Source organism: Thermococcus sp. (genome assembly GCF_026991495.1).
Taxonomy (GTDB): Archaea; Methanobacteriota_B; Thermococci; order Thermococcales; family Thermococcaceae; genus Thermococcus.
On sequence record NZ_JALXBJ010000072.1, the window covers coordinates 1 to 12503 of the forward strand.

Below are 12503 nucleotides of genomic sequence, written 5' to 3' on the forward strand. Positions count from 1 at the left end.
CAGGCCCTCAAGGAAAAGCCTCGACTCCGGGTCCTTCACCTCCCCGACGACCTTTGGGGTGGTGACCCCTTCAACGTCCACTCCCTGGATGAAGATTGCGCTGTCTATGACGTTGGGTTTCTTCATGGCCAAACCTTGGGGAAACCCTTTTTTAGATTTCCGTCGAAAGGGAAGCGGTGGGAGTATGAAGGTTGACCTCAACTCCGATTTGGGAGAGAGCTTTGGGAGGTACAAGCTCGGCCTCGACGAGGAGGTGATGAAGTACATAACCAGCGCAAACATAGCGACCGGCTGGCACGCCGGGGATCCGCTCGTTATGAGGAAGACCGTAAGGTTAGCGAAAGAAAACGGCGTAGCCGTTGGCGCACATCCGGGCTATCCTGATTTGATGGGCTTTGGCAGGAGGTACATGAAGCTCTCCCCGGAGGAGGCGAGGAACTACATCCTCTACCAGATTGGAGCGCTTTACGCCTTTGTCAAAGCCGAAGGCCTTGAGCTACAGCACGTTAAGCCCCACGGTGCCCTCTACAACGCACTGGTAAAGGAGGAAGAGCTCGCGAGGGCTGTCATCGAGGGAATAGCGGATTTTGACAGAAAGCTCATCTTCGTAACGCTCTCGGGCTCAAGAGCAGCGGAGATAGCGGAGGAGATGGGCGTTAAGGTTGCCCACGAGGTTTTCGCTGACAGGGCCTACAACCCGGACGGAACGCTCGTTTCACGCTCGAAACCCGGGGCGGTGATAGGCGACGCGGAGGAGATAGTCGAGCGCGTGGTCTCGATGGTCAAGGATGGCGGGGTTAAAGCGATAAACGGCGAGTGGGTCGAGCTGAAGGTTGATACCATCTGCGTTCACGGGGACAATCCGAAAGCTGTGGAGATAGCCTCGATGGTGAGGAAAGCACTTGAGGCGGAGGGAGTTAAGGTAGTGCCGATGGGGGAGTTTATCAGATGAAGGCCGAGGAAAGATTAAAGGGGAGAAAACTCAACGAATTCCGGCGGGATTTGGAACTGGCTTTTGGGATATTTAAGGAAGAAATTAGCGTAGAAGACCTCAGAATGGAGTGGGACAGAAAAAGGTGAGACCATGAAAATCAAACCCCTCGGCGACTCCGCGCTTCTCGTTTCCTTCGGAGAGGTCATAGACGATGAAGTAAACGTCAGGGTCCACGCAATAGCGAGGGCAATAGAAGAGTCAAACTTCGAGTGGCTGGTCGAGACGGTTCCCGCTTACTCCTCACTTTTAGTCATCTACGACCCGCTGAAGGTTTCCCACTCGGAAGTCGAGGTGTCTATAGGGCCGTTGCTGAACGCTGAGGGGAGGGCCTTTGAGGGAAGGCTCATCGAGATTCCAGTCGTTTACGGCTCTTCCTACGGCCCGGACATCGAGTTCGTGGCTAACTACAACGGTTTGAGCGTCGATGATGTCATCGAGATACACTCCAAACCAGTCTACAGGGTTTATTTCCTCGGCTTCCTTCCCGGATTTGCTTACCTCGGCGGGATGGACGAGAGAATAGCCACTCCACGTTTAGGAAAGCCCCGCCTGAAGGTGCCAGCGGGCTCTGTGGGAATAGCGGGAAAGCAGACCGGCATTTACCCGCTCGAAAGCCCCGGTGGCTGGCGTCTCATCGGGAGAACACCGTTGAGGCTTTTCAGCCCTGCAAAAGAACCGCCAACCCTCCTCCAGCCCGGCGATAGAGTGAAGTTCGTCCCGATAGAGGAAAGCGAGTTCAGGGAGATCTATCTGGAAGAATGGGGTGAAGGCGTTGATTGAGCTCCTCCGCGTTCCCTCGTTGCTGACAATTCAAGATGCTGGAAGGAAAGGCTACAGAAAGCTCGGCGTCCCGGTTTCCGGTTACATGGACGATTACTCCGCGAGGATAGCGAACTACCTCGTCGGAAACCCCGGAAACACTCCGCTTTTGGAGTTCCTCATAGCGGGGCCGAGTGTAAGGTTCAACGCCTCGGCTGTCTTTGCCGTTGTTGGAGACGTCGAGGTCAGGCTCAACGGCGTTCCAATAGAGCCCTGGACGAGCCACTGGGCGAAGAGGGGCGATATTCTTGAGGTTGGAACCCTAAAAAGTGGCCTCTACGGCTATATTGCCTTCGCGGGTGGAATAAAGTGCGAGAGACTTTTGGAAAGCTGCTCCACCTATCCGAGGGCAAACCTTGGAAGACCGCTGAGGACAGGAGACAGGTTAAGCCTCGGCCACGCTCTTTTAACGGGCAGGGAAGGGCGCTATCTGCCCCCTGAGCTAAGACCGGATTATTCAGGCAACAAGAGGGAAATAAGGGTTGTCCTCGGGCCGAACCTTGAGCACTTCACGGAGAAAGGCATCGAGACATTTCTAAGCGAGACTTATACCGTAACTCCCGAATCCGATAGAATGGGCTACCGCCTTGAGGGGCCGGCTATTGAGCATTCCAAAGCGGGAGCCGACATCGTAACTGAACCGCTCCTGCCAGGAGCCGTTCAGGTTCCCGCTAATGGAAAGCCGATAGTTATGATGCGAGATGCCCAGACGACCGGGGGCTACGCGAAGATAGCGACTGTGGTGAGCGCTGACCTTCACCTCTTGGCCCAGAGCAGGCCCGGAATGAAGGTGCGCTTTAGAGCGGTGGGAGTTGAGGAAGCCCAGGAAATACTCGGGAGACTGGAGAAGAGGATGGAAGCCATAAGGGCCTTTTTGGAAGGAAAGATGAGGGCGTATAAGGTGAAGGTTGGCGGGAAAGAGTTCACGGCCTTCGCGGGAAAGGTTAAATAGAGCCCCTTCCCTCCATTCACGGGTGGAAGAAATGAGGGTAAAGGCGATTTCTCTCGACATAGACGGCACGATCACCTACCGCGACAGAAGATTAAGTGTAGATGCCCTGAAGGCAATAAGGCTCGCGGAAAGGCTCGGCGTCCCGGTTATGCTCGTTACCGGCAACTCCGTTCCGTTCGCGGAAGCTGCGGCAGTTTTCATAGGAACGAGCGGGCCTGTAATAGCGGAAGACGGCGGGGCACTCTCCATAAAGGGCGAGGGAACTATGAGGAAGAGGATTTTTCTGACGGACATGGACGAGGAGTGGATCCTCTGGAGCGAGCTCAAAAAGCGCTATCCCGAGGCGGAACTGAGCTACTCCACGATGGAGAGGAAGGCTGGCCTCGTGATAACGCGGAAGGTTCCGGTCGAGGCCGTCAGGGAGCTCGTAGAGGAGCTCGGGCTCAACCTTACCGCGGTCGATTCAGGCTTCGCGATACACATCAAGAAGCCCTGGATAAACAAGGGCACCGGAATAGAGAGGGCCTGCGAGTTTTTGGGGATAAGACCGAGCGAAGTGGCCCACGTCGGCGACGGCGAGAACGATTTGGATGCCTTCCGCGTCGTCGGCTACCGCGTTGCAGTTGCCCAGGCTCCGGACAGCTTAAAGGAGAAGGCCGATTACGTAACGAAAAAGCCCTACGGCGACGGCGGTGCCGAGGCAGTGTTGCACATCCTTGAAAAGTTCGGTTACCTCGGTGAGAGCTATGAAGATCAGGAAGGCGACACTTGACGACATCAAAGCCATAGTCGGTGTCCACACCGCCGGTGATGACCTCTCCGGTCTTTCAGTGAAGGAGCGCTACCTCCGCGGCGGCCCATGGATGAGCGTTGAAACCCTCGCAATCCACATAAACAACCTCCTCCTTGAGGGTCAGCTGCCGGTTGTTGCAGAACTCGGCGGGAAGATAGTCGGCGAGGCAGAGGTCTTATTCTCGGAGGAGTCTCTTGAAGGAAAAATGCTGAGGATAGCCCACCTCGATGTCATAGAGGTTCATCCCGATTTCAGGAGGAGGGGCGTTGGAAGGGCCCTCGTCGGGTTCATAGAGGAGGTCGCGAGGGAAAGGGGAGCCGAGTTCATAACAACGCAGCCCGATGAAGAAGCCAGGGACTTTTACAGGAAGTTGGGCTTCGATGAGCTCGTCTTCAACGGCATTCTCGTTGAAATCTCAAGCGAGGAGTTCGAGCCGGCTGGGGTTAAGCCCCTCCGCTACTTCCCGTGGGAGACCGTGAAGTCCCTCCAGCTCGTTGCCGGTCGTTTCCAGAGCTCTTACAGCATGTGGTTTTCGAGATTCAGGGACATCTTCGCTGGAATTCAAGAACTCGTAGAGGCCGGAAAAGCTGGGAGCTCATACTACGCTCTGAAGTCCCTCCCCGGGAGGCCCGGAAAGGTGGCCCTCTTTTTATGGGGGTCGAAGGAGGACATCCCAAAGGCAATCGACAGGGCGGGAGAGCTGGGCTTTGAGAGGGTTCTGACGGTTCTTGATGAGGAGACGGCTGAGTTGTTAGGGGCGGAAAAGAAGGGGGAAGTGCCGATAATAGGAAAGGCCCTCACCTGAGGAACTCGAAGGCTAAAGCGACCTCCATTGCCGTGCCCAGGTAGAGGACGCCCTCGTCAACGTTAAAGCGCGGGTGGTGGTGCGGGTAGGTTATTCCCTTCTCCTCGTTCCTTATGCCCAGCGCTAAGAAGGCTCCCGGAACCTTCTGGAGGTAGAAAGCGAAGTCTTCCGCTCCCATAGTCGGCTGGACTTCGCCGTATTTGAGGCCGTATTTCTCAGCCACTTTTCCCGCGAAATCTGCCATCTCCTTGGAGTTTATCGTCGGGGGCGTTAGCTCCTCTATGCTGAGCTCGTATTTTGCCCCATGGGCCTTCGTTACGCCTTCTAAAATCTCGCGCATCCTCCTCTGGATTAGCCGACCGATTTCGGGCTTGAAGAAGCGGAAGGTGCCCTTGAACTCTACCTCCTCGGGAATGACGTTGAAGGCGGTTCCGCCGTGCACGCTCGTGACGCTGACAACACCTGTCTCTATCGGATTGATGTTCCTGCTCACGATGGTCTGGAAGGCCAGGACGGTCTCCGCCATTATCGGAATAGGATCAACGGTCTCATGCGGGGAAGCACCGTGACCGCCCTTCCCGGTTATCCTCCCGCCGAATATTCCCGCTCCAGCGAGGAAGGGGCCCTCTCTAATTCCGATCACTCCGCTCGGCAGGTCCATCCAGACGTGGAAGCCGAAGATGGCATCAACTCCTTCTAAGGCACCGCCCTCTATCATCTTAACCGCCCCGTTCCCGCCTTCCTCAGCGGGCTGGAAGATCAGCCTCACCCTCCCGTTGAGCTCGTCTTTATGCTCGGCTATTATCTTTCCCGCCCCGAGGAGCATAGCAGTGTGGGCGTCGTGGCCACAGGCGTGCATTTTTCCAGGGATTTTCGACTTGTAGGGGACGTCGTTCTCCTCCTGGATCGGAAGAGCGTCCATGTCTGCCCTTAGGGCTATCGTCTTCTCTCCCCGGCCTATGTCCGCTATTATTCCCGTCCCGACGCGCTTGATCGAGTAGCCCCACTCGCGGAGGTGCTCTTCGACGATTTTTGACGTTCTCTCCTCCTCGTACTTGAGCTCGGGGTGCATGTGGAAGTCCCTGCGCCAGGCTATTATCTCGTCCTCAATCCCCTTGGCCTCAGAAACTGGATCAAAGTTCATGGTCCCACCAAGGAAGGGTGGCAAAAGAGAGATATTAACTTTTCGATGGAGGTCTTAATGGTCAGCGCCTTCCGTGCCTCTCGTACCAGCCCCACCCCTTCTTTGGTCCGAAGGCCCTAACACCCTTCTTCGTCAGCGTGATTCTGAGGTCTCTGGCCATCTCATGGGTTATCTCGCCCCTCTCCTCCATCCAGTTGATTATCTCAAGGGCCTCTTCATCGGTCTCGCATCTCCTGAGGAAGTCTATCACGGTAGGATTGTAACCTGAGAAGTCTTGGGGCTCAAACTCTTCCTCTTCAATGGCCTCCCCCTCGGAGAGGCGGTACGCTTCTATGGAAAGCCCGGCCCCTTCGAGCTCCCTTGAAAGGGCTGGAAAGGCCCTTTCGAACTCCTCCCTATCGTACTCCTGCCAGGCGAATTCGTCAACGGGCCGCTTCTTCTTCTCTTCACCCATCATCCACACCGGGTCATACTCGGCTCAAGGGTTTATAAAGGATGAGCCGAAGAAAGGTTCATGAGAGGGTCTTACTTCCTCGTTATACGACTGGAAGGGGATAAAGTGGTGAGAACGAAGGCCAAGGAGTTCCACCTCAGGGGGGGCTACTACGTCTACGTCGGTTCCGCCATGAACTCCCTCGAAAAGAGGGTTAAGAGGCACTTCTCGAAGGAGAAGAGGCTCCACTGGCACGTAGATTTTCTCCTGAAGGAAGCCGAGCTTCTGAGGGCCTACCTGATTCCGAGCGAGGAGAGGCTTGAGGAAAAGCTGTCCCTTGAGGTGGCAAAGTACGGCGAGCCGGTTGAGGGCTTCGGTGCCAGTGATATCAAGGTCAGCACGAACCTCTACAGGTTCGATGAGGAATCAGACGAAGTCTTAGTGGGAATACTGAGGAAGCTCGGCCTGAAGTGGAAAAGGGTTAAAAGTGTCAACGACATTAAAAAACTACGGTGGGAAAATGGGGACGGTTATTGAGGCCGTTTACGATGGGGAGTCTTTCAGGCCGCTTCAGAAGGCCCGGCTCCCGAAGGGGACCAAGGTGAAAGTTATTGTTGGAGAGACCATCTGGGACCTTATGAGAGAGATTGAAGGTATAGAGGTCAAGGCCAACTTGGGAGAAGTGTTTGAGGATGTCAGGGGAAGGGAGAGGGTTCGTTATTGATACAAACGTCATTGTGGGGGCGTTCTTTTACGGCTCTGATTACCTCCAGTTTAAACACTCAAAGGGAGTCCTATCGAAATGCAGGCTTGTTCTTGACCTCGTTGAGGGGAAAAAAGTGGATCTTCCCAAGGTTGCGGTTGTGATTAAAGCGTTCATGGGGGGATGAGAATGCTCAAGATAGGCAAAGTTGAATCCTACATCCGCGAAAAACTCAAGAAAGAAAAGCTCCACTTCGTCCTCCTCGATCCAGATGATGTTGAGCCCGAAACTGCAGGGAAGATAGCCGAGATGGGTGAGGAAATCGGCGTCGATGCGGTAATGGTCGGGGGTTCCACCGGGGCCGAGGGGGAGGTTTTAGATGGCGTCGTTAAGGCCATCAAGGAGTCCTCATCACTGCCCGTCATACTCTTCCCGGGCTCGCACGGCGGGATAAGCAGGTACGCAGATGCGATATTCTTCATGAGCCTTCTCAACTCGCGCAATCCCTTCTTCATCACCGGTGCTCAGGCGCTCGGTGCTTTCCAGGTAAAGCGCTACGGAATAGAGCCAATTCCAATGGCCTACCTCATCGTCGAACCGGGGGAAGCTGTCGGCTGGGTTGGTGATGCAAAGCCCATCCCAAGGCACAAACCGAAAATCGCGGCAGCTTACGCCTTAGCCGGCCAGTACCTTGGGATGCGCTTGGTATACCTCGAAGCGGGAAGCGGTGCACCACAGCCTGTTCCGCCCGGGCTGATATCCTTCGTTAAGCGCGTCATAGACGTCCCCCTCATAGTCGGCGGCGGAATAAGGAGCGGGGAGCAGGCGCGGGCGGCCGTGAAAGCGGGGGCCGACATCGTCGTCACAGGGACGGCGGTGGAGAAGGCGGGATCCATTGAGAGGGCAAGGGAGAAACTGGAAGAACTCAACAGGGGCGTTAAACTTCGCTGATATTGTTCAAAAAGAACGTCAAAACCTCCAGCTATTTCGCTGTATTTTCATCATAATGTCGGCCTCGGGACCGAAAAGTATTTATTTCCCTTCGGACCCCCTTTCTGTGATGCCCGATGACTGCCAGGAGTGATCGTTTTTGGCTTTAAAGGTACCATCCTTGCAGAGCCCGTTAGTCCACCAATTTTAGGGCGGGGTCGTTTTTGGCACTGAGCTGAGCGGGAGGGAGTGCTTTTGGCAGTTTCAACTCCAGTAAACCCGCCCATTTAGTCACGCTCATTATTCCCTCGCTTTTGGGACTTGCCGACCCCTTAATGGGGGGGATTCTTGAAAAGGAGGTGTTGGAATGAAAGCCGTTCTTCCTGACTCTAAGATACCCAAGAGGTGGTACAACATCCTGCCCGACCTCCCGGAGCCTTTGGCGCCGCCCCTCGACCCAGAGACGGACGAACCGGTTGAACCGGGGAAGCTGCTCAGGATTTTCGCGGGGGAGCTCGTAAAGCAGGAGGTGAGCAAGGAGCGCTACATCGAGATACCGGAGGACGTGAGGAGGCTCTACGCCAAGATAGGCCGCCCAACACCGCTCTTCCGGGCGACGCACCTTGAGAAGGCCCTTGGGACGCCGGCGAGGATCTACTTCAAGTTCGAGGGAGCGACGGTAACTGGAAGCCACAAGATAAACACGGCTTTGGCTCAAGCCTATTACGCCAAGAAGCAGGGGATTGAGAGGTTAGTCACCGAGACCGGGGCCGGCCAGTGGGGAACCGCCTTAAGCCTCGCGGGAGCGCTCCTCGGGCTGAAGGTTCGCGTTTACATGGCGCGCGCCAGCTACCAGCAGAAGCCCTACAGGAAGACGATAATGCGCCTCTACGGGGCTGAAATCTACCCGAGCCCGAGCGACAGGACCGAGATAGGGCGGAAGTTTTTGGCAGAGGATCCGAACCATCCCGGTGGCTTAGGCATAGCGATAAGCGAAGCTATAGAAGACGTCCTCCGCGACGAGAATGCCCGATACGCCCTTGGGAGCGTTTTAAATCACGTCCTAATGCACCAGACTGTTATAGGGCTGGAAGCTAAAGAGCAGATGAAGGAGTTTGAGGAGCCTAACGTTATAATCGGCTGCGTCGGCGGAGGCAGCAACTTCGCCGGCTTGGCCTATCCCTTCGTGAAGGACAAACTGGACGGCAAAGCCGACTACGAGTTCATAGCGGTCGAGCCCAAGGCAGCGCCAAGCATGACGCGCGGCGTTTACAAGTACGACTTCGGCGACTCAGGCGGCTACACACCGAAGATGAAGATGCACACCTTGGGGCACACTTACTACGTCCCGCCGATACACGCCGGCGGTTTACGCTACCACGGTCTCGCTCCCACGCTGAGCATTTTGATAAACCACGGAATCGTCAAGCCCGTAGCTTACCACCAGAACGAGGTCTTCCAGGCGGCCGAGCTCTTCGCCAAGACGGAGGGAATAATTCCCGCTCCAGAGAGCGCCCACGCCATAAAAGGAGTAATAGAAAGGGCCCTGAAGGCTAAGGAGGAAGGAAAGGGAGAAGTCATACTCTTCAACCTCAGCGGACACGGCCTGCTCGATCTCCAGGGCTACGAGGATTACTTAGATGGAAAGCTCGAAGACTACGAGCCCGACTACTTCCCTGCTTTAGAGGAGCCCTGACTTCCCTTCTTTTTCTTTCGAAAGCCTCATTTGAAGGCACCTCCTTTAGTGAAGCATATAAACCCATCCTCCTATGGGCCCATGGTGGTGGCATGAGGAAGCTGCTCGCGCTTATCGTGGTTGTCGTTGTGGTGGCATCTGGAGCGGTCGTGTGGGAGTACAGTAACCGGAGGGAAAAGCCCCAGAGACCCGCCCTGTGGGGCCTCACCGACCCACCAGCGGCGGACAACCTTACCTGGAGCGGGAAGGGGGTCCAGGTCGCGGAGGAGAGCATCGGCAACGCGGCCCGCTTTTACGGTGAGTTCGAAACCGAGCTCCTCGACCTCGGCTACTCAATGCTCATGGGCAACTGGAGCAACGTATCCTGCCAGTGGAGCGTCTGGGATAACCCCATCTTCAACAGAACCTACTACATAGCCTACTCCGGAAAGAGGTTTCTCGGCATCAGGGGAAGGGAAGAGGATGTTCTACGGGCGGCGGGGAGCAGGTGGCTCTGCCAGAACCCCTCCAACGCCAGCACCCTCCTCACGCCCTCACCCCAGAGGGAGGCGATGGCTCTAAGCCTGAAGCTCGGGGCCCTCTTCTCCAACAAGGGAATCGCCGTAAAAAACGCCGAATGGAGGGGCCCCCTACCGGACTGGTACCTCGGCAAGTTCTCCTTCAGGGCCGAAGTCGGGGAAGGGGTTGACGTCCTCATACTCGTGTACACGAAGGAGGACCAGGCAGAATACGCCGCCTACGAGCTGAGAAAGGCCGACCACAGCCTGAGGATCCTGAGGAGCTACGGCCTCAGGTACCACGCCCTCATAGTCCTCAACGGATCCCCGGGGGACGTTGAACGGGCGGTGGCCATACTCCAGAACTTCGAAAACTTAGGAGGACCACCCCGGGCGAAGGGGTGAGCTCAAACCGTTTTGGGCTCCATGACTCGGAGCCTTACCCTTACCCCCTTCAACCGCTCTATGCCCTTCGGAACCCTATCTGCGAGCACTTCCATCCTAACCCTGCTCAGCCCCATGCTGTTTGGGGGGAAGAAGTGGATGTCCCTTATCCTGCCCTGGAGTCTCTTCATGATCTCCCTCAGCAGGGGGCCCCTGCCCTCGTAGGGGAGGGTAACGTCCAGTTCGATTATCTCCATGACCATCACCACTCTATTCTTGGAGCAGGGTGTATTTAACCCTTTTCATGTTTCGTAGTAATTGGGGACCCGCACCTTTATTACCCATGGTTATAGAAGGGGCGTGGCTAAAGTTATATAAGCAGGGACGTTGTTCTCCCTTAGGTGTGCGTCATGCCCTATATAGAAAAGCTTGAAATGAAGGGCTTCAAATCTTACGGTAACAGGAAGGTCGTGATACCCTTCTCAAAGAACTTCACCGCGGTCGTGGGGGCCAACGGTTCCGGGAAGAGCAACATTGGCGACGCCGTTCTCTTCGTTCTCGGCGGCCTCTCCGCAAAGGCCATGAGGGCGAGCAGGATAAGCGACCTGATCTTCGCCGGGAGTAAAAGGGAATCCCCCGCCAAGTACGCCGAGGTTGCGATATACTTCAACAACGAGGACAGGGGCTTCCCGGTTGATGAAGACGAGGTCGTGATAAAGAGGCGCGTTTATCCGGACGGAAGGAGTTCATACTGGCTGAACGGCCGGAGGGCAACGAGAAGCGAGATACTCGACATGCTGAGCGCGGCCATGATATCCCCCGAGGGCTACAACCTCGTCCTCCAGGGGGACATAACCAAGTTCATCAAGATGTCGCCAACGGAGAGGAGGCTCATCATAGACGAGATCTCTGGCATAGCCGAGTACGATGCCAAGAAGGAGAGGGCCCTGGAGGAGCTCAAACAGACCGAGGAGAACCTTGCGAGGGTCGACCTCCTTATAAGGGAGGTCAAGGGGCAGCTCGACAAACTTGAGAAGGAGAGGAACGACGCCCTCCGCTACCTCGATCTAAAGGGAAAGGTCGAGAGGGCGAGGGTATCGCTGCTCCTCGGTGAGATAAAGCGCATAGAAAACCTCATCGCCGAAAGCAGGGAGAGGGACACTAACATAGAGGGCGAGATGGAGGAGATAAGGGAGTCCCTCAAGGCCATGGTGAAGGAGCTCGTTGCCAAGGAGAGGGAAGTGAGCGAGGTCGAGAGGGAGCTCGATGAAAAGAGCGAGGACGGCATCTTAGAGGTCACGAGAAGGGTGAGCGAGGTTAAGTCGAAGATCGAAGTGGCCAAAGGGAACATACAGGCGGCCGAGAGGGAGATCGAGGAGAGCCAGAGACGGCTGGCAAAGGCCAAGGAGGAGCTCAAGAAGGTCTCGGGGGAGATAGAGAGGAGCAAGAGTGCTATAACCCGGTGGAAAAAGCGCCGCGAGAAACTGGTGGCCGAGATCAAGGAGAGGGAGGTGGCAAAGAACGAACTCGTCGTGAAGCTGGGTGAGATAGACCGGAGCTACGCGGTCGCGAGGGAGAACTTCGACCGGGTCGTCGGCGAGCTCGAGGACTCAAAGAAGGACCTCTACACGAAAGAAGCGGAGGTCGAGAAGCTCAAGGAGGAGGTAGAGAGGCTGAAATCGAAGATAGCGTCCTCCGAGGTAAAGAGAAAGGGGCTGAAGAGCAGCATGGAGGGCCTAAGGGCGTCCCTTGAGGGGAAGAAGGCCGAGCTGACCGAGGTGGACGCTGCAATATCGAAGGCCGAAGCTAAGTTGAGAAAGGCTGAGGGAGAACTCGAAGAGAAGAGCAGAAAGCTGAAATCCGTGGAAAAGGAGCTGTCCAAGGCAAAGGAGGAGCTGATCAAGGCGGAGGCCCAGAGGGAGGCCCGCGGCAACAGGGCCGTCGAGTTCCTGAAGGCCCAGGGAATACCAGGGCTGCACGGCACCCTCGGGGAACTCATAAGCGTCCCGGACGGAAGGTACGCGACGGCCGTTGAGGTGGCCCTCGGGAGAAACTACGACAGCGTGGTAGTCGAGGACGACCGGGTTGCTGAGAGGGCCATAAAGCTCCTGAAGGAGAGGAAGCTCGGCAGGCTGACGTTCCTGCCCCTGAACAGGATAAAACCGCGCTCCATGAAGGTTGACCCGGTCCGCGGCGTGCCGGCGATGGACGTTGTCAGGTACGACCTGAAGTTCGGCAGCGCCGTCGCCTACGCCCTCGGGGATACCCTGATAGTTGAGGACATGGACGAAGCGAGAACTGTGGGCATCGGGAAGGTCAGGATGGTCACCGTTGGAGGAGAGCTCCTTGAGAG

At 56.2% G+C, this 12503-nt stretch carries 15 protein-coding genes and 1 pseudogene; 13 read left to right on the forward strand and 3 right to left on the reverse strand.

Features of this window, described 5'->3' with window-relative positions; translation table 11 throughout:
• The first annotated feature begins 184 nt into the window (after positions 1 to 184).
• Genes MVB78_RS08735 through MVB78_RS08760 form a run of 6 tightly spaced genes read left to right on the forward strand, consistent with a single transcriptional unit; the run spans position 185 to position 4363 of the window.
• Positions 185 to 952, forward strand: a complete 768-nt coding sequence (locus MVB78_RS08735; protein WP_297490400.1) for a LamB/YcsF family protein — start codon at positions 185 to 187, stop codon at positions 950 to 952.
• Positions 949 to 1080: a hypothetical protein gene (locus MVB78_RS08740; RefSeq protein WP_297490402.1), complete on the forward strand. Its 132-nt coding sequence runs from the start codon at positions 949 to 951 to the stop codon at positions 1078 to 1080. Before MVB78_RS08735 ends, MVB78_RS08740 begins: the two co-directional genes overlap by 4 nt.
• A gap of 4 nt (positions 1081 to 1084) precedes the next feature.
• Complete coding sequence (gene pxpB, locus MVB78_RS08745; protein ID WP_297490404.1) at positions 1085 to 1774, forward strand: 5-oxoprolinase subunit PxpB; 690 nt, start codon at positions 1085 to 1087, stop codon at positions 1772 to 1774.
• Positions 1767 to 2765: a biotin-dependent carboxyltransferase family protein gene (locus tag MVB78_RS08750; RefSeq protein ID WP_297490406.1), complete on the forward strand. Its 999-nt coding sequence runs from the start codon at positions 1767 to 1769 to the stop codon at positions 2763 to 2765. The genes pxpB and MVB78_RS08750 overlap by 8 nt, the downstream gene beginning before the upstream one ends.
• A gap of 31 nt (positions 2766 to 2796) precedes the next feature.
• Complete coding sequence (locus tag MVB78_RS08755; protein WP_297490422.1) at positions 2797 to 3537, forward strand: phosphoglycolate phosphatase; 741 nt, start codon at positions 2797 to 2799, stop codon at positions 3535 to 3537.
• On the forward strand, positions 3512 to 4363 hold the full coding sequence (locus tag MVB78_RS08760; RefSeq protein WP_297490408.1) for a GNAT family N-acetyltransferase: 852 nt from the start codon (positions 3512 to 3514) through the stop codon (positions 4361 to 4363). The genes MVB78_RS08755 and MVB78_RS08760 overlap by 26 nt, the downstream gene beginning before the upstream one ends.
• Here the strand turns inward: MVB78_RS08760 and MVB78_RS08765 are convergent.
• Both MVB78_RS08765 and MVB78_RS08770 read right to left on the reverse strand, forming a co-directional pair.
• Positions 4356 to 5507: a M20 family metallopeptidase gene (locus MVB78_RS08765; RefSeq protein ID WP_297490410.1), complete on the reverse strand. Its 1152-nt coding sequence runs from the start codon at positions 5505 to 5507 to the stop codon at positions 4356 to 4358. The two genes, MVB78_RS08760 and MVB78_RS08765, sit on opposite strands and share 8 nt — an antisense overlap.
• 61 nt (positions 5508 to 5568) lie before the next feature.
• On the reverse strand, positions 5569 to 5961 hold the full coding sequence (locus MVB78_RS08770; RefSeq protein WP_297490424.1) for a DUF2095 family protein: 393 nt from the start codon (positions 5959 to 5961) through the stop codon (positions 5569 to 5571).
• 60 nt (positions 5962 to 6021) lie between these two features.
• On the opposite strand from MVB78_RS08770, the gene MVB78_RS08775 reads away from it, so the two are divergent.
• The 6 genes from MVB78_RS08775 to MVB78_RS08800 all read left to right on the forward strand — a co-directional run bounded on the left by MVB78_RS08775 (position 6022) and on the right by MVB78_RS08800 (position 10171).
• On the forward strand, positions 6022 to 6477 hold the full coding sequence (locus MVB78_RS08775; RefSeq protein ID WP_297490412.1) for a DUF123 domain-containing protein: 456 nt from the start codon (positions 6022 to 6024) through the stop codon (positions 6475 to 6477).
• The gene (locus MVB78_RS08780) at positions 6461 to 6664 is read left to right on the forward strand and encodes an antitoxin family protein (protein WP_297490414.1); all 204 of its coding nucleotides are present in this window, start codon (positions 6461 to 6463) and stop codon (positions 6662 to 6664) included. Before MVB78_RS08775 ends, MVB78_RS08780 begins: the two co-directional genes overlap by 17 nt.
• Positions 6633 to 6830: a hypothetical protein gene (locus MVB78_RS08785; protein WP_297490416.1), complete on the forward strand. Its 198-nt coding sequence runs from the start codon at positions 6633 to 6635 to the stop codon at positions 6828 to 6830. Before MVB78_RS08780 ends, MVB78_RS08785 begins: the two co-directional genes overlap by 32 nt.
• Positions 6831 to 6832: 2 nt before the next feature.
• Positions 6833 to 7594, forward strand: a complete 762-nt coding sequence (locus MVB78_RS08790; RefSeq protein ID WP_297490426.1) for a geranylgeranylglyceryl/heptaprenylglyceryl phosphate synthase — start codon at positions 6833 to 6835, stop codon at positions 7592 to 7594.
• A gap of 346 nt (positions 7595 to 7940) precedes the next feature.
• On the forward strand, positions 7941 to 9269 hold the full coding sequence (locus MVB78_RS08795; protein WP_297490418.1) for a TrpB-like pyridoxal phosphate-dependent enzyme: 1329 nt from the start codon (positions 7941 to 7943) through the stop codon (positions 9267 to 9269).
• A gap of 92 nt (positions 9270 to 9361) precedes the next feature.
• Positions 9362 to 10171, forward strand: coding sequence for a hypothetical protein (locus MVB78_RS08800; protein ID WP_297490420.1), 810 nt, complete (start codon positions 9362 to 9364; stop codon positions 10169 to 10171).
• A 2-nt stretch (positions 10172 to 10173) separates the two neighbouring features.
• Here MVB78_RS08800 and MVB78_RS08805 read toward each other — a convergent pair whose 3' ends face one another.
• On the reverse strand, positions 10174 to 10413 hold the full coding sequence (locus tag MVB78_RS08805) for a hypothetical protein (RefSeq protein ID WP_297490430.1): 240 nt from the start codon (positions 10411 to 10413) through the stop codon (positions 10174 to 10176).
• 147 nt (positions 10414 to 10560) lie between these two features.
• Here MVB78_RS08805 and MVB78_RS08810 point away from each other — a divergent pair.
• Positions 10561 to 12503: pseudogene (locus tag MVB78_RS08810) on the forward strand (AAA family ATPase); the annotation flags it as partial.